The 19,713-nt window shown below is 70.4% G+C and carries 16 protein-coding genes; 14 read left to right on the top strand and 2 right to left on the bottom strand.

Translation table 11 applies throughout. The features are described from left to right. Positions 1-49 precede the first annotated feature (49 nt). Together thrS and ACSMXV_RS09465 are read left to right on the top strand one after the other, a co-directional pair. Positions 50-2,026 carry a threonine--tRNA ligase gene (gene thrS / locus ACSMXV_RS09470; RefSeq protein WP_473177245.1) on the top strand — a complete coding sequence of 659 codons (1,977 nt, stop codon included), beginning with the start codon at positions 50-52 and terminating at the stop codon, positions 2,024-2,026. Between the two features lie 396 nt (positions 2,027-2,422). Next, positions 2,423-2,983, top strand: a complete 561-nt coding sequence (locus ACSMXV_RS09465; RefSeq protein WP_473177244.1) for an HIT family protein — start codon at positions 2,423-2,425, stop codon at positions 2,981-2,983. 41 nt (positions 2,984-3,024) lie between these two features. Here ACSMXV_RS09465 and ACSMXV_RS09460 read toward each other — a convergent pair whose 3' ends face one another. Both ACSMXV_RS09460 and ACSMXV_RS09455 read right to left on the bottom strand, forming a co-directional pair. Next, positions 3,025-4,695 carry a hypothetical protein gene (locus tag ACSMXV_RS09460; protein WP_473177243.1) on the bottom strand — a complete coding sequence of 557 codons (1,671 nt, stop codon included), beginning with the start codon at positions 4,693-4,695 and terminating at the stop codon, positions 3,025-3,027. Positions 4,696-4,966: 271 nt separating this feature from the next. Further along, positions 4,967-7,165, bottom strand: coding sequence for an elongation factor G-like protein EF-G2 (locus tag ACSMXV_RS09455; RefSeq protein WP_473177242.1), 2,199 nt, complete (start codon positions 7,163-7,165; stop codon positions 4,967-4,969). Positions 7,166-7,438: 273 nt separating this feature from the next. On the opposite strand from ACSMXV_RS09455, the gene pgsA reads away from it, so the two are divergent. From pgsA to secD, 12 genes are all read left to right on the top strand, one after another. Next, positions 7,439-8,113, top strand: a complete 675-nt coding sequence (pgsA, locus tag ACSMXV_RS09450; RefSeq protein ID WP_473177241.1) for a phosphatidylinositol phosphate synthase — start codon at positions 7,439-7,441, stop codon at positions 8,111-8,113. After that, positions 8,110-9,102 (top strand): phosphatidylinositol mannoside acyltransferase, encoded by a 993-nt coding sequence (locus ACSMXV_RS09445; RefSeq protein WP_473177240.1) that lies wholly within the window; start codon positions 8,110-8,112, stop codon positions 9,100-9,102. Before pgsA ends, ACSMXV_RS09445 begins: the two co-directional genes overlap by 4 nt. Next, positions 9,099-10,259, top strand: a complete 1,161-nt coding sequence (locus tag ACSMXV_RS09440) for a glycosyltransferase family 4 protein (RefSeq protein WP_473177239.1) — start codon at positions 9,099-9,101, stop codon at positions 10,257-10,259. The genes ACSMXV_RS09445 and ACSMXV_RS09440 overlap by 4 nt, the downstream gene beginning before the upstream one ends. A gap of 701 nt (positions 10,260-10,960) precedes the next feature. Next, on the top strand, positions 10,961-11,506 hold the full coding sequence (locus ACSMXV_RS09435) for a hypothetical protein (protein ID WP_181864023.1): 546 nt from the start codon (positions 10,961-10,963) through the stop codon (positions 11,504-11,506). A 261-nt stretch (positions 11,507-11,767) separates the two neighbouring features. Then, positions 11,768-12,697 (top strand): pyridoxal 5'-phosphate synthase lyase subunit PdxS, encoded by a 930-nt coding sequence (pdxS, locus tag ACSMXV_RS09430; RefSeq protein WP_181657210.1) that lies wholly within the window; start codon positions 11,768-11,770, stop codon positions 12,695-12,697. A gap of 4 nt (positions 12,698-12,701) precedes the next feature. Continuing rightward, on the top strand, positions 12,702-13,310 hold the full coding sequence (gene pdxT / locus ACSMXV_RS09425; RefSeq protein WP_473177238.1) for a pyridoxal 5'-phosphate synthase glutaminase subunit PdxT: 609 nt from the start codon (positions 12,702-12,704) through the stop codon (positions 13,308-13,310). Positions 13,311-13,360: 50 nt separating this feature from the next. Further along, positions 13,361-14,113, top strand: coding sequence for a YebC/PmpR family DNA-binding transcriptional regulator (locus ACSMXV_RS09420; protein ID WP_473177237.1), 753 nt, complete (start codon positions 13,361-13,363; stop codon positions 14,111-14,113). A gap of 203 nt (positions 14,114-14,316) precedes the next feature. Further along, positions 14,317-14,847, top strand: a complete 531-nt coding sequence (ruvC, locus tag ACSMXV_RS09415; protein WP_473177236.1) for a crossover junction endodeoxyribonuclease RuvC — start codon at positions 14,317-14,319, stop codon at positions 14,845-14,847. After that, positions 14,844-15,452 carry a Holliday junction branch migration protein RuvA gene (gene ruvA / locus ACSMXV_RS09410; RefSeq protein ID WP_473177235.1) on the top strand — a complete coding sequence of 203 codons (609 nt, stop codon included), beginning with the start codon at positions 14,844-14,846 and terminating at the stop codon, positions 15,450-15,452. Before ruvC ends, ruvA begins: the two co-directional genes overlap by 4 nt. A 622-nt stretch (positions 15,453-16,074) precedes the next feature. Then, positions 16,075-17,154, top strand: a complete 1,080-nt coding sequence (gene ruvB, locus ACSMXV_RS09405) for a Holliday junction branch migration DNA helicase RuvB (protein ID WP_473177234.1) — start codon at positions 16,075-16,077, stop codon at positions 17,152-17,154. 165 nt (positions 17,155-17,319) lie between these two features. Further along, positions 17,320-17,787, top strand: a complete 468-nt coding sequence (gene yajC / locus ACSMXV_RS09400) for a preprotein translocase subunit YajC (RefSeq protein WP_473177233.1) — start codon at positions 17,320-17,322, stop codon at positions 17,785-17,787. 140 nt (positions 17,788-17,927) lie between these two features. Then, positions 17,928-19,712: a protein translocase subunit SecD gene (gene secD, locus ACSMXV_RS09395; protein ID WP_181657203.1), complete on the top strand. Its 1,785-nt coding sequence runs from the start codon at positions 17,928-17,930 to the stop codon at positions 19,710-19,712. The last annotated feature ends 1 nt before the right edge of the window (position 19,713 follow it).

Raw genomic sequence — 19,713 nt, 5'->3', positions numbered from 1 at the left:
GTCGCTTATCTCGTGGCGTGCGAAATCCACCTTCAGGCAGGAGAGACCGGTGTCAGACGTCCGTGTGATCATCCATCGCGATTCCGAGCGGGAAGAGCGCGTGGTGACGACGGGCACTACGGCCGCCGACCTCTTCGCCGGTGAGCGCACCATCGTCGCGGCCCGCGTGGACGGCCAGCTCAAGGACCTCGCGTACGCGATCAAGGACGGCGAGAAGGTCGAGCCCGTCGAGATCTCCTCCGAGGACGGGCTGAACATCCTGCGCCACTCGACCGCGCACGTCATGGCGCAGGCCGTGCAGGAGCTGTTCCCGGAGGCCAAGCTGGGCATCGGCCCGCCGGTCAGGGACGGCTTCTACTACGACTTCGACGTCGAGCGGCCGTTCACCCCCGAGGATCTCAAGGCCATCGAGAAGAAGATGCAGGAGATCCAGAAGCGCGGGCAGCGCTTCTCGCGCCGCGTCGTCACCGATGAGGCAGCACGCGAGGAGCTCGCGGGCGAGCCGTACAAGCTGGAGCTCATCGGGCTCAAGGGCTCGGCATCCTCGGACGACGGCGCGGACGTCGAGGTCGGTGCGGGCGAGCTGACCATCTACGACAACCTCGACGCCAAGACCGGCGATCTGTGCTGGAAGGACCTCTGCCGGGGTCCGCACCTGCCCACCACCCGGAACATCCCGGCGTTCAAGCTGATGCGGAACGCGGCGGCGTACTGGCGCGGCAGCGAGAAGAACCCCATGCTGCAGCGCATCTACGGCACCGCCTGGCCGTCCAAGGACGAGCTCAAGGCGCACCTCGACTTCCTCGCCGAGGCGGAGAAGCGCGACCACCGCAAGCTGGGCAGCGAGCTCGACCTGTTCTCCATCCCGGACCAGATCGGCTCGGGCCTCGCGGTCTTCCATCCCAAGGGCGGCATCATCCGCCGCGTCATGGAGGACTACTCGCGGCGGCGCCACGAGGAAGAGGGCTACGAGTTCGTCTACACCCCGCACGCCACCAAGGGGAAGCTCTTCGAGACCTCGGGCCACCTGGACTGGTACGCCGACGGCATGTACCCGCCCATGCAGCTCGACGAGGGCGTGGACTACTACCTCAAGCCCATGAACTGCCCGATGCACAACCTGATCTTCGACGCGCGCGGCCGCTCGTACCGTGAACTGCCTCTGCGCCTCTTCGAGTTCGGGACCGTGTACCGGTACGAGAAGTCGGGCGTCGTGCACGGCCTCACCCGCGCCCGCGGCTTCACCCAGGACGACGCGCACATCTACTGCACCAAGGAGCAGATGGCGGACGAGCTCGACTCGACGCTCACCTTCGTTCTGAACCTGCTGCGCGACTATGGTCTGACCGACTTCTACCTGGAGCTTTCCACCAAGGACCCGGAGAAGTTCGTCGGCTCGGACGAGGTCTGGGAGGAGGCCACCGAGACGCTGCGCAAGGTGGCCGAGAAGCAGGGTCTCCCGCTGGTCCCGGACCCGGGTGGCGCGGCCTTCTACGGTCCGAAGATCTCCGTCCAGGCCAAGGACGCCATCGGCCGCACCTGGCAGATGTCCACCGTGCAGCTGGACTTCAACCTGCCGGAGCGCTTCAACCTCGAGTACACCGGGCCCGACGGCTCCAAGCAGCGGCCGGTCATGATCCACCGCGCGCTGTTCGGCTCGATCGAGCGTTTCTTCGCGGTGCTCCTCGAGCACTACGCGGGCGCGTTCCCGGCGTGGCTGGCTCCGGTGCAGGCCGTCGGCATCCCGGTCGGTGACGTGCACGTGCCGTACCTGCAGGAGTTCGCGGCCGATGCCAAGAAGCGTGGCCTGCGGATGGAGGTCGACGCCTCCTCCGACCGGATGCAGAAGAAGATCAGGAACCAGCAGAAGCAGAAGGTTCCGTTCATGATCATCGTCGGTGACGACGACATGCACGCCGGGACGGTCTCCTTCCGCTACCGCGACGGTTCGCAGGAGAACGGCATCCCGCGGGACGAGGCGCTCGACAAGATCGCCGATGTGGTGGAGCGCCGGATCCAGGTGTGAGGCGTAGCCCGCTCAAGTGAGGTCAGGACCCCGGGGGCTTCCCCGGGGTCCTTTCTCTGTCCGCGTGCGCCTCGGCTCCGCGCGCCTCGTCCTCACGCGTGAACACCTGGATGAGCCAGGACGAGAACGAGCGGTCACGGCGGCGAGCATTGCCAAGGCAGGCCATCGCCACGGCGAGGCAGGCGTCGCGCCAGGGCCGACTGCCCGAGCACCCACACCGCGTATCCGGCCAGATACGCCAGTGACGCCACACCGCGCGGGATCTCCGTCCGGCTCTCCCAGCGTGCCCGCCGGGTGCCGGCGTGTGACGAGCGGCTGTCGTGATCCGATCGGGCCAGCTTGGCGGGGTGCCGTGCGGGGCCGCCCCGGCGACACGTTCCGAACGGGCGAAGCCATATGCTGCACAGCATGACGAGTGAGCCGGAGCAGCAGATCGGAGTGGGGACGCAGGACGCGTTCCAGCGTTTGTGGACGCCCCACCGGATGGCCTACATCCAGGGCGAGAACAAGCCGACCGGTCCGGGGGCGGACGACGGCTGCCCCTTCTGCTCGATCCCGGGGAAGTCCGACGAGGACGGGCTCGTCGTCGCGCGCGGCGAGCATGTGTACGCGGTGCTCAACCTGTACCCGTACAACGGCGGCCACCTCATGGTCGTGCCCTACCGCCATGTGGCCGACTACACGGATCTGACCGGGCCGGAGACCGCCGAACTCGCCGAGCTCACCAAGCAGGCCATGGCGGCGCTGCGCCGTGCCTCCGGGGCTCACGGATTCAACATCGGCATGAACCAGGGCACGGTGGCGGGCGCCGGGATCGCAGCGCACCTGCATCAGCACATCGTGCCGCGGTGGGGTGGCGACACGAACTTCATGCCGGTCGTCGGCCATACGAAGGTGCTGCCGCAGTTGCTGGCCGATACGCGCAAGATGATCGCGGAGGCCTGGCCGGCGGCGTAACCGCGGCCCGACCGGCCTCCGCGAGCGGAGGTTCCCCGCCCCTACGCCTCGTACACGTCCGCCTCCGTCGGTGTCGGACTCTGTACCAGGTTGCTGAGGAACAGGGAGCGGGTGCCGAACTTTTCGGTGTCTACTCCGTTCTCGGCGAGGACCTTGATCGCTGCGGCGTGCACCACGCGCAGTACCGGCGTGGCGGTACGCAGCGCGTCGTCGGCCATGAAGCGGTGGCGCCACGGCTTGTCCGCCCAGGCGTGCCGCAGACCGAACGGCTCGGGAAGCTTGAGCTTGCCGCCCAGGAAGTCGAGCAGCGGCGGATACCAGGTGAAGGGGGCGCGCACCGCGAGGCGCACCACCTCGTCGGGCTCGACCAGGGGCAGCTTCTTCTCCTGGACTTCCCAGAACTTGATCGGCTTGGGGACCTCCTTCACCTTGGCCTTGGGCTTGGTGGTGAAGAGGGCGTGCACGGGCCCGAGCGCATGCCCGGTGACCTCGATGCGCAGCGTCTCGTGCAGCACCGTCACGGTGATCAGCATGGTGAGCACCAGCTGGCCGCCCCAGAGCGTGAACTGCACGCCCAGATAGTGGCGGTCGCCGCTGCCGAACTGCTGCTCGTTGCAGATGCGCTGGACCTCGTGCCCCCTGATCTGGAACGCCTCGACGTCCGTGCCGCTCGGCCGGGCCACCTCGTCGGCGTTCTCACCGATGGGCGAGACGATCCAGTGCCGTATGGAGGGCTTGGGGAAGCCGCCGGTGTGCAGCGGGCCGCGCTCCAGCATGCGCAGCTGGTCGTGGATGGACCGGATGACGTCCCAGCTGCGGAAGGGGTGGATCTCCGTGCCCTTCTCGCGGGGCACCAGCTCCTCGGCGAGCTGCCAGCTGCCCCAGCGGGTGCCCATGCCCAGGATGCCTTTGGGCCCGGCGTAGAAGACGACGTTGGACTGCTGCTCTGCCGTCAGCCGGGCCAGGCCCTGGCGGAGCCGCTCGGCCGCGGTCTCGCCGGGGCTGCCCGGCACCGCCTCGGGGATCTTGGCACCGATGCCCCCGCCGGCCAGCAGGCTGCCCCAGCGCTCGCGCATGTCCTTGGCGGTGCGCTCGCAGATCTGCCGTGCCCAGAACCAGCCGGCCACGGGTGCGACGATCGCCGCGCGTGTGTACCAGGCCCAGAAGCCGTCGAACGGCAGCCGGAGGAGGAAGATCACGGCCAGTACGCCCACGGCGACCAGCACGGCGGTGGCGAGCACCGAGGCGCGCTTGTCCTTGGTTTCGTTGATCGTCTTTCTGATCTGGAAGACCAGCAGCCACACCGCGAGCCCCGGCAGGAAGAGCAGCCCGCACAGCGCCATCACGGCCGTGAGCCAGCTGTCGCGCTCGCGGCGGATGCGGTTCGCCGCGAGGCAGTGCTCAACGACAGCCTGCGGTTCGGTTCCGAAGGACTGGATGAGCGGCTTGCGGGCGCCGCCGAGCATCCGGGCCTGGACCGCGCGCGCGTACGCCTCGCCGAGGTTCGGCTCGAAGAGGTCCCAAAGCCCCTTCTTCCACTCGGACTTGTGCCAGTCGCTGTTGGCCTTGAGGATCTCCTGGACCTTGTTGTCCCGGTACGCGGCCGACGCGAGGGCCTGCGTCGCCGCGGTCTGGCCCGCGGCGCCCGACAGCGGCACCTGTGCCCCGGGCCTGAAATCGAATACGTCGTCCGCCACCCCGCCCACCCCCATCGCCGCCGCGCCTTCGCTGCTGCGGCCCTTCCCGACTTCCTTACCCCGCACACCTGTTGATCAGCTCATCGGCTTGATCAGGTCATCAGCGTATCGGGGAGCACCGACATCCGTCAGTGCGCTTACGGGGCGCACACGCAGCACGCCATGGGTGGTGCGAGCAGGCCGAAGGCCGCCCGCCCAGAAGGGGATTGGGCGGGTGGCCTTCGGCCTTCGGGCCGCCCGGCCGGGCCTCGTGTGAGAGACCCGGCCGGACGCGTGCCGTCTGCAACTACGCGGCAGCGCCGGTCTTTTCGCGCACCTTGTCGGCGATCTGTGGCGGCATCGGTTCGTGCCGTGCGTACCTGCGGCTGAACCGTGCGGTGCCGTGCGACAGCGACCGCAGGTCCACGGCGTAGCGGCCGATCTCGATCTCGGGGACCTCGGCTCGTACGAGCGTGCGCCCGCCGGGCGTCTGCTCGGTGCCGACCACCCTGCCGCGGCGCCCCGACAGATCGCTCATCACCGGCCCGACGTAGTCGTCGCCGACGAGCACCTGAACCTCGGCGACCGGCTCCAGCAGATGGATCCTGGCGTCCGCCGCGGCCTCCCGCAGCGCCAGGGCGCCCGCCGTCTGGAACGCGGCGTCGGAGGAGTCCACCGAGTGCGCCTTGCCGTCGAGCAGCGTGACCCGCACGTCGATGAGCGGATAGCCGGCGGCCACGCCCTTCGCGGCCTGGGCGCGCACGCCCTTCTCGACGGACGGGATGAACTGCCGCGGGACCGCCCCGCCGACGACCTTGTCGACGAACTCGATGCCCGAGCCGCCCGGCAGCGGTTCGACCTCGATCTCGCAGATCGCGTACTGACCGTGGCCGCCCGACTGCTTCACATGGCGGCCGCGCCCGGCGGACTTGCTCGCGAACGTCTCCCGTAGGGAGACCTTGTGCGGTACGACGTCGACCTGGACGCCGTAGCGTCCGCGCAGCCGCTCCAGGGCGACGTCCGCATGCGCCTCGCCCAGGCACCAGAGCACCACCTGGTGGGTGTCCTGGTTCTGTTCGAGCCGCATCGTCGGGTCCTCGGCTACCAGCCGGGCGAGGCCCTGGGAGAGCTTGTCCTCGTCCGGCTTGCTGTGTGCCTGGATGGCGATGGGCAGCAGGGGGTCCGGCATGTCCCACGGCTCCATGAGCAGCGGATTGTCCCTGGCTGACAGGGTGTCACCGGTCTCGGCACGGCCCAGCTTCGCCACGCACGCGAGATCGCCCGCGATGGCCTGCGAGATGGTCCGCTGCTGCTTGCCGAACGGGGCCGACAGGGCGCCGATGCGCTCGTCGACGTCATGGTCCTCGTGCCCGCGGTCGGCCAGACCGTGCCCCGAGACGTGCACGGTCTCGTCGGGGCGCAGAGTGCCCGAGAAGACGCGCACCAGGGACACCCGGCCGACATACGGATCGGACGCCGTCTTGACGACCTCCGCCACCAGCGGCCCGTCCGGATCGCACGTGACGTCCGGCCGGGACTTGCCGTCCGGGGTCGTGACCGCCGGGCACTCGTGCTCCAGGGGCGTCGGGAAACCGCGGGTGATCAGCTCCAGGAGCTCGACGGTGCCCAGGCCCTGGCGGCCGCCCTCGGCGGCGGGCGCTGCGGCCAGCACGGGATGGAAGCTGCCGCGTGCGACTGCGCGCTCCAGATCCTCGATCAGCGTCTTGACGTCGATCTTCTCGCCGCCGAGATAGCGGTCCATGAGGGTCTCGTCCTCGCTCTCGGCGATGATTCCCTCGATCAGCCGGTTGCGTGCCTCCTCGATCAGCGGGAGCTGGTCGGGGCCCGGCTCGGACTCCTTCCGCTCGCCGGACGAGTAGTCGAACAGCCGCTGCGTCAGCAGGCCGATCAGACCCGTCACGGGCGCGTGCCCGTCCGGTCCCGGCTCGCCGCGCAGCGGCAGGTACAGCGGCAGTACGGCGTCCGGGTCGTCCCCGCCGAACGTCTCCGCGCAGATCCGCGTCATCTCCTCGAAGTCGGCCCGCGCCGCCTCCAGGTGCGTGATCACGATGGCCCGCGGCATGCCGACCGCCGCGCACTCCTCCCACACCATGCGGGTCGAGCCGTCGACGCCGTCGGCCGCCGAGACGACGAAGAGGGCCGCGTCCGCCGCTCGCAGACCGGCCCTCAACTCCCCGACGAAATCGGCGTATCCGGGGGTGTCCAGGATGTTGATCTTGTATCCGTCCCATTCGACGGGAACCAGCGAGAGCTGCACCGAGCGCTGCTGACGGTGCTCGATCTCGTCGTAGTCGGAGACGGTGCCGCCGTCCTCCACGCGGCCCGCCCGGTTCACCGCCCCCGCGGTCAGCGCGAGGGCCTCCACCAGAGTCGTCTTGCCCGATCCGCTGTGGCCGACCAGAACCACATTCCGTACGGACGCGGGGTGGTCGGCCGTCGCCGCCCTGCCGGCGGCTCCGGGGTGTGCATTCGCCTTGTCGCCCATTGTCCTGCCTCCCGGGTGTGTGCACGGTGAGGTCTCTCAGGGCGTGGACCTGCGGATTCCCTTCTCCAGCCTCTGGCCGGGGGCACCCCAGCGGTGGCGGCTCCGGCGACGCCCCGATGTTTTCGAGCTTTGCACTCCCGTCACGCTGCGTCCATACGTCGTACGAGATCGCCCGGCCTGGACGCCCGGCACTCGCGTCCACGCGCGCGTGGCTACGATGGGCCAGCCGGTGGCCAGCAGGGGCCACGCGGCCCACCGACCCTCGGGAAGGCCATGCTGAACAAGTACGCGCGTGCATTCTTCACGCGTGTCCTCACACCGTTCGCCGCGTTTCTCATCCGCCGAGGGGTGAGCCCCGACACGGTCACGCTCATCGGGACGGCCGGTGTGGTGGCGGGTGCGCTGGTCTTCTACCCCCGGGGCGAGTTCTTCTGGGGCACCGTCGTCATCACGCTGTTCGTGTTCTCGGACCTGGTCGACGGGAACATGGCGCGCCAGCTGGGCCGCTCCAGCCGCTGGGGCGCCTTCCTCGACTCGACGCTCGACCGCGTGGCCGACGGGGCGATCTTCGGTGGGTTCGCGCTCTGGTACGCGGGTACCGGCAACGACAACATCCTGTGCGCCGTGGCCATCTTCTGCCTGGCCAGCGGGCAGGTCGTGTCGTACACCAAGGCGCGCGGAGAATCGATCGGCCTGCCGGTCGCGGTCAACGGTCTCGTCGAGCGCGCCGAGCGGCTGGTGATCTCGCTGGTCGCGGCGGGCCTCGCGGGTCTGCACGCGTTCGGGGTGCCCGGCATCCAGGTGCTGCTGCCGATCGCGCTGTGGATCGTGGCCGTCGGAAGCCTGGTCACGCTCATCCAGCGCGTCGTGACCGTCCGCAGGGAGTCCGCGGAGGCCGAGGCCGCCGCGTCGTCCCAGGACTCGCAGGAGAGTGGGGCCGCGTCATGAGCCCTGTCCAGGACCGGCTCTCGGACGCGCTGTACGGACTCGGCTGGGCCACCGTCAAGCAACTCCCCGAGCCCGTCGCCGTGCGGCTTGGCCGGACCATCGCCGACATCGCGTGGAAGCGCCGCGGCAAGGGCGTGCAGCGCCTCGAGGCCAACCTGGCGCGCGTGGTGCCCGACGCGAGCCCCGAACGCCTCGCCGAGCTCTCCAAGGCGGGCATGCGCTCGTACCTGCGCTACTGGATGGAGTCCTTCCGGCTCCCGGTCTGGAGCAAGGAGCGGGTGAAGGCGTCCTTCGACCCGAAGGACGTCCACTACGTGACGGACGCCCTCGCCGCGGGCCGGGGCGTCATCGTCGCGCTGCCCCACCTGGCCAACTGGGATCTCGCCGGCGCCTGGGTCACCACACACCTCGGTGTCCCGTTCACGACCGTCGCCGAGCGGCTGAAGCCGGAGACGTTGTACGACCGGTTCGTCGCCTATCGCGAGAGCCTCGGCATGGAGGTGCTGCCGCACACCGGTGGCTCCGCCTTCGGCACGCTGGCGCGGCGGCTGCGCGCCGGCGGCATGGTGTGCCTGGTCGCGGACCGCGACCTGTCGGAGTCGGGCGTCGAGGTCCAGTTCTTCGGTGAGGCCACGCGGATGCCCGCGGGCCCGGCCATGCTCGCCCAGCAGACCGGCGCCCTTCTGATGCCGGCCACCCTCTGGTACGACGACTCGCCCGTCATGAAGGGATGCATCCACCCACCCATTTCTGTGCCGGAAACAGGTACCCGGGCCGAGAAGACGTCTGTCATGACACAGGCGCTGGCCGACGCCTTCGCCACGGGGATCGCCGAGCATCCGGAGGACTGGCACATGCTGCAGCGCTTGTGGCTCGCGGACCTGGAGCCCGGGAAGGGGCCGAGGGCATCCGCCGAGCCGGCGGAGCCGTCCGGCTCCGCCGATACGGGAAATCCTTCCGGCTCTGCCGGGGCGGGGGAGCGGGCGTGAGGATCGGCATCGTCTGCCCGTACTCCTGGGACGTACCGGGCGGCGTCCAGTTCCACATCCGCGACCTGGCCGAGCACCTCATCCGTCTCGGGCACGAGGTGTCCGTCCTCGCCCCCGCGGACGACGACACCCCCCTTCCGGGGTACGTCGTGTCGGCGGGCCGGGCGGTCCCGGTGCCGTACAACGGCTCGGTCGCGCGGCTCAACTTCGGCTTCCTGTCCGCGGCGCGGGTGCGGCGCTGGCTGCACGACGGCACCTTCGACGTCATCCACATCCACGAGCCGGCGTCGCCGTCCCTGGGTCTGCTCACCTGCTGGGCCGCGCAGGGCCCCATCGTCGCCACCTTCCACACGTCCAACCCCCGGTCCCGGGCGATGATCGCGGCGTATCCGATCCTGCAGCCCGCGCTGGAGAAGATCAACGCGCGGATCGCGGTGAGCGAGTACGCACGCCGGACCCTCGTCGAACACCTGGGCGGCGACGCGGTCGTGATCCCCAACGGCGTGGACGTCGACTTCTTCGCCGACGCCGAGCCCAAGGCCGAGTGGCAGGGGCAGACGATCGGCTTCATCGGCCGCATCGACGAACCCCGGAAGGGCCTTCCGGTGCTGATGAAGGCCCTCCCGAAGATCCTCGCGGAGCGGCCGGAGGCCCGGCTGCTGGTCGCCGGGCGAGGCGACGAGGAGGAGGCAGTCGAGACCCTGCCCGCGGAGCTGCGCGACCGCGTCGAGTTCCTCGGCATGGTGAGCGACGAGGACAAGGCCCGGCTGTTGCGCAGCGTCGACCTGTACGTGGCGCCCAACACCGGCGGTGAGAGCTTCGGGATCATCCTGGTCGAGGCGATGTCCGCGGGCGCGCCCGTCCTCGCCTCCGACCTGGACGCGTTCGCCCAGGTACTGGACCGGGGCGCGGCGGGCGAGCTCTTCACCAACGAGGACGCGGACGCGCTGGCCGTTTCGGCGGTACGGCTCCTCGGCGACGCCGATCGCCGGGCGGAGCTTCGCGCACGCGGCAGCGCGCACGTACGCCGCTTCGACTGGACGACCGTCGGTGCGGACATCCTCGCGGTCTACGAGACGGTCGCGGATGGAGCCGCCTCGGTGGCCGCCGACGAACGCAACGGGCTGCGGGCGCGGTTCGGGCTGGCGCGGGACTGAGCGTCGGGGGATGGCGCACGCGCGCGTGCGTCCCTCGCTCGTCCTTCCACGTGCGTCCCCTCGCGGAGGACGCTGCTACGCGTGTTTCGCGCCGCACAGCAGGACGGGTGTCTTGCCGCCGGAGGCCGCGCGCCGCTCGGCGGGGCGCAGATCAGCAGATCAGCAGGGTCAGGATCACCGCGCCCGCGCCCGCGCTGCCGCGCCGGGGTCCTGGTTCTGCCCCAGGGCGGTGTAGTGCAGCTGCGACGAGCGCCGTCCCCAGGCCGTGAAGCCGGCGGGCAGTGCGGGGCGAACGGCGCGCGCGTATCGGGCGCGTATGCGGCGCGTATGGGGTCGAGCGGTGCAGCCCTGCGCGGCTCGAGCGGCTCAACCGGTATGCCGCCCGGGGCGGGGTGCCATGCTGCCGGAGGCCGCGGGGCACTCGGCAGTGCGGGCCGTGCGGCGCGTGGCGCGTCACCGGGCCTTGACGCGGGCGCTACAAGGCCGAGCAGTTGGGGGCCGTGCGGAGTCGAGCGGTGCACGCGGCGTGGGCCCTGCCGTGCGGGTCCTGACATGCCGTGCGGGTCATGCCATGTCTGCGGTGAGCGGCCGTTTGCCGGGCGAGACCGCGCTGCCTGCGGCCCAGCGGCGCGGGCAGCGCGTTGCTCAGGCCCCGCCGCCCGTGCCGGGTGGCGAGCCGCCCCCCGGTAGCCTTGCCGCCCGTGACCTCCACACTGATCTGGATCCTGGTCGCCCTCGTCGCGATCGGCCTCTACCTGAGCTGGACCGCGGGACGTCTCGACCGGCTGCACGCCCGTATCGACGCGGCGCGTGCCGCGCTCGACGCCCAGTTGCTGCGCCGCGCGTCCGTCGCGCAGGAACTGGCCACCTCGGGTGTGCTGGACCCGGCCGCCTCGATCGTGCTCTACGAGGCGGCGCACGCGGCCCGGCAGGCGGAAGAGGAGCAGCGCGAGGTCGCCGAGAGCGAGCTCAGCCAGGCGCTGCGGGCGATCTTCGGCGAGCCGCAGCAGGTCGAGGCGGTACGGGAGGCGCCCGGCGGCGAGGAGGCAGCCCGTGAGCTGGCCCAGGCGGTGCGCCGGGTGCCGATGGCCCGGCGCTTCCACAACGACTCCGTACGGGCAGCTCGCGCACTGCGGCGGCACCGCAAGGTGAGATGGTTCCGGCTGGCGGGTCACGCCCCGTTCCCGATGGCCTTCGAGATGGACGACGAGCCACCGGTGGCCCTGGCGGACCGCGCGACGTCGTAAGTCCGCCAAGGCCCGTGAGGCCTGCCGAAGGCACGTGAAGGCCCGCCGGAGGTCCTTGAGGCCCGCCGGAGGTCCGTGATGAGGCCCGCCGGAGGCCGTCAAGCCCGCCGAAGGCCCGCTGTTTCGCTACGGCCCGGTCGTGCAGGGCGCAGGCCGCAGTGGGAAAATGAGCCACCGCGTCACCATTGGCCCTTGATGTGGCCTGCATTCCGACGGTTTCCTCAACGACGCAGAAACTCTCTTCACCGAGCGAGGTCATCCGTGTCCAGCACGCTTCCCCACACCACCCAGCCCGGCTCCGACACCGCCCCGGCGACCGGCACCGCGCGCGTGAAGCGCGGCATGGCCGAGCAGCTCAAGGGCGGCGTGATCATGGACGTCGTCACCCCCGAGCAGGCGAAGATCGCCGAGGACGCGGGTGCCGTCGCCGTCATGGCCCTGGAGCGGGTCCCCGCCGACATCCGTAAGGACGGCGGCGTGGCACGCATGTCCGACCCGGACATGATCGAGGGCATCATCGACGCCGTCTCGATCCCGGTCATGGCCAAGTCCCGCATCGGCCACTTCGTCGAGGCCCAGGTCCTGCAGTCCCTCGGCGTCGACTACATCGACGAGTCCGAGGTCCTCACCCCGGCCGACGAGGTCAACCACTCCGACAAGTGGGCCTTCACCACGCCGTTCGTCTGCGGCGCCACCAACCTGGGCGAGGCCCTGCGCCGTATCGCCGAGGGTGCGGCCATGATCCGCTCCAAGGGCGAGGCCGGCACCGGCAACGTCGTCGAGGCCGTCCGCCACCTGCGCCAGATCAAGAACGAGATCGCCAGGCTGCGCGGCTACGACAACCACGAGCTGTACGCCGCCGCCAAGGAGCTGCGCGCCCCGTACGAGCTGGTCAAGGAGGTCGCCGAGCTCGGAAAGCTGCCCGTCGTCCTCTTCTCCGCGGGTGGCGTCGCCACCCCGGCCGACGCCGCGCTCATGCGTCAGCTCGGCGCCGAGGGCGTCTTCGTCGGCTCCGGCATCTTCAAGTCGGGCGACCCCGCCAAGCGCGCCGCCGCCATCGTGAAGGCCACCACCTTCTACGACGACCCGAAGATCATCGCGGACGCGTCCCGCAACCTGGGCGAGGCCATGGTCGGCATCAACTGCGACACCCTCCCCGAGGCCGAGCGCTACGCGAACCGCGGCTGGTAACCACATGAGCGACGCACCTGTCATCGGCGTCCTGGCGCTCCAGGGCGACGTACGGGAGCACCTGATCGCCCTGGCCGCGGCGGACGCCGTGGCCAGGCAGGTCCGGCGTCCCGAGGAGCTCGCCGAGGCCGACGGTCTGGTCGTCCCCGGCGGCGAGTCCACCACCATCTCCAAGCTGGCCGTCCTCTTCGGCCTCATGGAGCCCCTCCGCGCGCGCGTGCAGGCCGGAATGCCGGTCTACGGCACGTGCGCAGGCATGATCATGCTCGCCGACAAGATCCTCGACCCACGCTCGGGCCAGGAGACCATCGGCGGCATCGACATGATCGTGCGCCGCAACGCCTTCGGGCGGCAGAACGAGTCCTTCGAGGCCGCGGTCGACATCGCGGGCATCGAGGACGGCCCCGTGGAGGGCGTCTTCATCCGCGCTCCTTGGGTGGAGTCCGTGGGTGCCCGCGCCGAGGTGCTCGCCGAGCACGAGGGCCACATCGTCGCCGTACGCCAGGGCAATGCCCTGGCCACGTCCTTCCACCCGGAACTGACCGGAGACCACCGCGTGCACGCCCTGTTCGTCGACATGGTGCGCGAGAATCGGAACCCCGGGGCCTTGTAGGATCTCTGGAGTTCGTTTTCAAAGATGGGTTACGCGAAGGAGACAGGCAGATGTCCGGCCACTCTAAATGGGCCACGACGAAGCACAAGAAGGCCGTGATCGACGCCAAGCGCGGCAAGCTCTTCGCGAAGCTCATCAAGAACATCGAGGTCGCGGCCCGCATGGGCGGAGTCGACCTGGACGGTAACCCGACGCTGTACGACGCTGTGCAGAAGGCGAAGAAGTCGTCGGTTCCGAACAAGAACATCGACTCCGCGATCAAGCGCGGTGGCGGTCTCGAGGCCGGCGGCGCCGACTACGAGACGATCATGTACGAGGGCTACGGCCCCAACGGTGTCGCGGTGCTCATCGAGTGCCTCACCGACAACCGCAACCGCGCGGCCTCGGACGTCCGCGTCGCCATGACCCGCAACGGCGGCTCGATGGCCGACCCGGGCTCCGTCTCGTACCTGTTCAACCGCAAGGGCGTCGTGATCGTCCCCAAGGGCGACCTCACTGAGGACGATGTCCTGGGTGCCGTGCTCGACGCGGGCGCCGAGGAGGTCAACGACCTCGGCGAGTCCTTCGAGGTGATCAGCGAGGCGACCGACCTGGTCGCGGTCCGCACCGCCCTCCAGGACGCCGGTGTCGACTACGACTCGGCCGACGCCAACTTCGTCCCGACCATGCAGGTCGAGCTGGACGAGGAGGGCGCCAAGAAGATCTTCAAGCTGATCGACGCCCTCGAGGACAGCGACGACGTGCAGAACGTCTTCGCCAACTTCGACGTCTCCGACGACATCATGGAGAAGGTCGAGGCCTGACGGGCGTCGCATTCGACTCTGTACAGAGGGCCGGTGGGACACGTCCCCCGGCCCGCTGTCGTTGTCAGTGGCACCGGATAGCCTGACGAAGACAGTCAAAGATCGTCGTACGCGGACCGCAACCATCAATTGAGGCACCCAGACGGCGATCAACCAGGTCCGCGAGAGCGGCGGCGGTTTAGCCGCAAAGAAGGGCGGGGCGGGTGCGCGTACTCGGCGTTGACCCGGGGTTGACCCGGTGCGGTGTCGGTGTGGTCGAAGGCGTCGCGGGGCGGCCCCTGACGATGCGCGGCGTCGGTGTCGTACGGACCCCCGTCGAGGCGGACCTGGGCCATCGCCTCGTCGCCATCGAACACGGCATCGAGGAATGGCTCGATGAGTACCAGCCTGAATTCATGGCCGTAGAGCGGGTGTTCAGCCAGCACAATGTCCGTACGGTCATGGGCACGGCCCAGGCCAGTGCGGTTGCCATGCTGTGCGCCGCCCGGCGCGGCATCCCCGTCGCCCTGCACACTCCGAGCGAGGTCAAGGCCGCCGTCACGGGCAGCGGCCGCGCCGACAAGGCGCAGGTCGGTGCCATGGTGACCCGCCTGCTCCGCCTCGGAGCGCCGCCCAAGCCGGCCGACGCCGCCGACGCGCTCGCCCTCGCCATCTGCCACATCTGGCGCGCCCCCGCGCAGAACAGACTTCGGCAGGCTGTCGCCCTGCACGCATCGAAAGGCCGTACGGCATGATCGCCTTCGTCAGCGGCCCGGTCGCCGCCCTCGCCCCGGACGCCGCGGTGGTCGAGGTCGGAGGCATCGGGATGGCCGTCCAGTGCACGCCCAACACCCTCTCGACCCTGCGCATCGGCCAGCAGGCGAAGCTGGCCACGTCCCTGGTCGTACGGGAGGACTCGCTCACCCTCTACGGCTTCGCGGACGACGACGAGCGCCAGACCTTCGAGCTCCTGCAGACGGCGAGTGGCGTCGGTCCGCGTCTCGCGCAGGCGATGCTCGCGGTGCACAGCCCGGACGCGCTGCGCCGGGCCGTCGCGACCGGCGACGAGAAGGCCCTCACCGCCGTTCCGGGCATCGGCAAGAAGGGCGCCCAGAAGCTTCTGCTGGAGCTCAAGGACCGCCTCGGCGAGCCCATCGGCACGGGCGCGGGAGTCGGCAGCCCTGTCACTTCCGGCTGGCGTGACCAGCTGCACGCGGCGCTCGTCGGCCTCGGCTACGCCACCCGCGAGGCCGACGAAGCGGTCACGGCCGTCTCACCGCAGGCGGAGGCGGCCGGGGGCAACCCTCAGGTGGGCATGCTGCTGAAGGCGGCGCTGCAGACACTGAACCGCACTCGATGAGCCGGGCGGACACCGTGACCGGCCTGGTGGGCTCGCCGCATCACCGGCCCCAAGCCACCACGGCGGCACACGCGACCGGCGGGGTGGCCGGTGCGGCGTCCGTCCTCCACCGGCGCGCAGCCGCTCACCTGCCGGGCCCGGGGTCGCTCCGACGGCGTCGGGGGCGCTCCGTGCTTGTGGGGCGTGCGGCGGCCCGGCTCTTGAGGCAGGGGTCGTTCGGACGGCACCGGCCGTTTCTCGGGCCTGTGGGGCGTGCGGCGGTCCAGGTGTTGGGGCCGGGGTCGCTCCGACTGCCCCGGCGGCGTCCCGGGCCTGCGGGGCGCCATGTCCAGGTGTTGGGGCAGGGGTCGTTCGGACGGCACCGGCGGCGTCCCGGGCTTGAGGGGCGTGCGGCGGTCCAGGTCTCGGGGCCTGAATCGCTCGGACCGCGTCGGTCATGTCTCGGGCCTGCGAGGCGCGCGGCCGCCCGTGTCCCCGAGCCGGAAACGCTGCAGCGGAACCGGCCGCGCCCCGGGCCCGCGGCCGTGGACCCCAGCGCTTCCACGCGCCGCCGGCCTCCGCAGGCCCCCACCACCCGTACAACAGGCGGCACGCCCGCCACCAACCCGTGAGGCGATCACCCGTGAACTGGGACGACACGTCACCCGTCACCGACGACACCCAGGCCGGCCGACTGGTCGGAGCCGTGGCCGATGGCGAGGACCAGGCCGTCGAGGCCGCGCTGCGGCCGAAGTCGCTGGACGAGTTCGTCGGCCAGGAACGGGTCCGGGAGCAGCTGGACCTCGTGTTGAAGGCGGCGCGGCAGCGCGGCGCAACAGCCGACCACGTCCTGCTCTCCGGCGCGCCCGGTCTCGGCAAGACCACGCTCTCCATGATCATCGCCGCGGAGATGGGCGCCCCGATCCGCATCACCAGCGGCCCGGCAATCCAGCACGCGGGCGACCTCGCCGCGATCCTCTCGTCCCTCCAGGAGGGCGAGGTCCTCTTCCTCGACGAGATCCACCGCATGTCCCGGCCCGCTGAGGAGATGCTCTACATGGCGATGGAGGACTTCCGCGTCGACGTCATCGTCGGCAAGGGCCCCGGCGCCACCGCCATCCCGCTGGAACTGCCGCCCTTCACCCTGGTCGGCGCCACCACGCGCGCGGGCCTGCTGCCGCCGCCGCTGCGCGACCGCTTCGGTTTCACCGCGCACATGGAGTTCTACGAGCCCGTCGAGCTCGAGCGCGTCATCCACCGCTCCGCGAGCCTGCTGGACGTCGAGATCGAGGCTGACGGCGCCGCCGAGATCGCGGGCCGCTCGCGTGGCACGCCCCGTATCGCCAACCGACTGCTGCGCCGGGTCCGCGACTACGCCCAGGTCAAGGCCGACGGCGTGATCACCCGCGACATCGCCGCCGCGGCCCTCGCCGTCTACGAGGTCGACGCCCGGGGCCTCGACCGCCTCGACCGCGCCGTTCTACAGGCTTTGCTCAAGCTTTTCGCCGGCGGACCGGTCGGACTGTCCACCCTCGCCGTGGCCGTGGGGGAGGAGCGCGAGACGGTCGAAGAGGTGGCCGAACCGTTCCTCGTCCGGGAGGGGCTGCTGGCCCGGACCCCGCGCGGCCGGGTGGCGACGCCTGCCGCATGGGCCCATCTCGGCCTCACCCCGCCACACCAGGCGACCGGCGGAAACGGACAACAGGACCTGTTCGGGGCGTGACGACGCGGGCACTGAGCCGGTCAGGAACTACGCTGCCATGCTGAGCGTTGTTCCATCGGTGCGGACTCGCCTAGACTCCGCCGATGCCGCCTCTGCGGGCGGCAGGCCCACCCCCATCCATCAGGCCGCCACACCAGCGCGGTCGTGCGAAGGAAATTCCGTCCCGTGAATATCGTGACCCTCCTCCCGTTCATCGTGCTCATCGGGGCCATGTTCCTGATGACCCGCTCTGCCAAGAAGAAGCAGCAGCAGGCCGCCAACATGCGCGACCAGATGCAGCCCGGTACCGGCGTCCGCACGATCGGCGGCATGTACGCCACGGTCAAGGAGGTCAACACCGACACCGTCCTCCTCGAGGCCGCCCCCGGTGTCCACCTCGTCTTCGCGAAGAACGCGATCGGCGCCGTCCTCGAGGACGACGAGTACAACCGCATCGTCCACGGCACCGGCGACGACCTGAAGGTCGACACCCCCGTCGTCCCCGACGACGCTTCCTCCCTCACCGAGACCGACGAGCCCGCCGACGCCTCCGACGACTCGCGCATCGACCTCGGTAAGAAGGACGAGGCCGCGCAGGCCGATGCCGCCGACGTCGAGCCGAAGAAGACCGACGGCGAGTCCGACGCGAAGTAGCCACGACCGGGGACCGCGGAGCGCTCGCCTGCGCACCGCGGTCCCCGGGGCGTGCGGATGTTCGGCACGTCTCGACACCATGTCATGGCCGGATGCGCGTAGATTCTCGCGCAGGACGGTTGGAGAGGAAGAACGAGAAGGTGGCAGCACCGAAGAAGGGCCGGAGGACGAGCGCCCAGAGCAGGCCGGGCCGCTCGCTGGTCCTCATCCTGATCGCCATCGTGGCGCTCACCGGGGGGATGTTCCTCTCCGGGCACACCACTCCGCGTCTCGGCATCGACCTCGCCGGCGGCACCAGCATCACGCTCAAGGCGAAGAGTGAGCCGGGTCAGGAGAATGCGGTCAACCAGACCAACATGAACACGGCCGTGGGGATCATCGAGCGCCGTGTCAACGGTCTCGGCGTCTCCGAGGCCGAGGTGCAGACCCAGGGCAACGACAACATCATCGTCAACATCCCCCGGGGCACCAACGAGAAGCAGGCGCGAGAGCAGGTCGGCACCACCGCCCAGCTCTACTTCCGCCCGGTCATCGCGACGGAGGTCAGCGCCGGCGAGGCGACGGCCAGCCCCTCGCCGAGCGCGTCCGGCAGCGCCTCCCCGTCGGCCGACAAGGACAAGGCGACCTCGTCCGACTCCTCCGCCACCCCCTCGTCCTCCGCGACCCCCTCGGCCTCCGCCACATCCCAGGGACGCGCGGTCACCGACGCACTCAAGGCGGACTCCACCGCGTCGCCGAGCGCTAGCGCCTCGCCGTCCGGCAGTGCATCCGCGGCGGCCAGCGCCTCCCCGGCCGCGACCGGCACGCCGGACCCCTCCAGCGACCTGCAGCAGCAGTACGCCGCGCTCGACTGCACCGACCCCGAGCAGCGGGCCAAGGCCGGTGACGGCGTCAAGCCGTCCGAGTCCACCGTGGCCTGCGGCACGAACTCGCAGGGCCAGTGGCAGAAGTACATCCTGGGCCCGGCCGAGGTCGAGGGCACCGACGTGGACGACGCCAGCGCCGTCTTCGACACGCAGAGCGCCGCGGGCTGGAAAGTCACGATGGAGTTCACCGACGCGGGTGCCAAGAAGTTCGCGGACATCACGGGCAAGCTCGCGCAGAACCAGTCCCCGCAGAACCAGTTCGCCATCGTGCTCGACGGCGAGGTCGTCTCCGACCCGTACGTCAGCCAGGCACTGACCGGCGGCAGCGCCGAGATCTCCGGCAGCTTCAACCAGGAGTCCGCGGAGAGCCTGGCCAACGTGCTCTCCTACGGTGCGCTGCCGCTCTCCTTCGAGGAGCAGAGCGTCACCACCGTCACCGCGGCCCTCGGCGGCGAGCAGCTGCAGGCGGGCCTGATCGCCGGCGCCATCGGCCTCGCGCTGGTCATCATCTACCTGGTGGTCTACTACCGGGGTCTGTCGCTCATCGCCATCTTCTCGCTGCTCGTCTCGGCCGCCCTGACGTACACGATCATGGCGCTGCTCGGCCCGACCATCGGCTTCGCGCTCAACCTGCCGGCGGTCTGCGGTGCCATCGTGGCGATCGGCATCACAGCGGACTCGTTCATCGTGTACTTCGAGCGCATCCGGGACGAGATCCGCGAGGGCCGCACGCTTCGCCCCGCCGTCGAGCGGGCCTGGCCGCGAGCCCGGCGCACCATCCTGGTCTCCGACTTCGTGTCGTTCCTCGCCGCCGCGGTGCTCTTCATCGTCACCGTCGGCAAGGTGCAGGGCTTCGCGTTCACGCTCGGCCTGACCACCCTGCTCGACGTGGTCGTCGTCTTCCTCTTCACCAAGCCGCTGATGACCATCCTCGCCCGCAGCAAGTTCTTCTCGAGCGGTCACTCGTGGTCCGGCCTGGACCCGAAGCGGCTCGGCGCGAAGCCCCCGCTGCGCCGCACCCGCCGCGTATCCGCCCCCGTCGAACCGAAGGAGGCGTGAG

The sequence above is a fragment of the Streptomyces sp. DSM 42067 genome (assembly GCF_055792885.1).
Note: the sequence above shows the minus strand (reverse complement) of the source record. Positions and strands in the feature narration are given on the sequence as shown.